1 pseudogene is annotated in these 534 nt (G+C 69.9%); it reads left to right on the top strand.

What is annotated here, in order from left to right:
- A pseudogene (locus D3D02_RS18860) lies at positions 1–526 on the top strand (hypothetical protein); the annotation flags it as partial.
- Positions 527–534: the final 8 nt, after the last annotated feature.

Genomic DNA, 534 nt, shown 5'->3' with positions numbered 1-534 from the left:
GAACCGGACGACGAGACAGGCGAGAGCGACGTTCGCCTCCGGCGTCGAGTTCGGATCGTTCACCGTCGCGACCGAGAACGGGGAGCTCCGGGTCGACCCGGGGTGGCTGCGAGACGTCCATGACGCCGACCGGCTGGCGGCGGTACAGCCGGTCGGCTTCCTCCCGAGCCGGACGTGGCACGTCTACCTCTGGAATTCGCCGTACGTCCAGCTGGCCGACCACTCGACGGAACTGCCGCTCGAACGGCTCCGAGGCGTCGTCGACGACGACCCGGACATCGACCTGGAGAACGACTACTTCCTGTCGAAGGCCGTCCCCGAGGGGACCCGGCTGACGGTCCACGGCGAGCTGTCCGTCGACGCGGGGACGCCGACCATCCGCGGGACCGAGAAGACCCCGCTTTTCCTCTCCGACGGCGGCGTCGACGCGATCCGCCGTTCCCTTCGGCGTCGGGCGCTCACCTACGGCGTCTATCTCGCGTTGGCGTCGGCGGCCACCGCGGTTTCGGTCGTCGCCTTCTCCTGAGCCGTCGG

The sequence above is a fragment of the Halobellus sp. Atlit-38R genome (assembly GCF_003665925.1).
Lineage (GTDB): Archaea > Halobacteriota > Halobacteria > Halobacteriales > Haloferacaceae > Haloquadratum > Haloquadratum inordinatus.
Note: the sequence above shows the minus strand (reverse complement) of the source record. Positions and strands in the feature narration are given on the sequence as shown.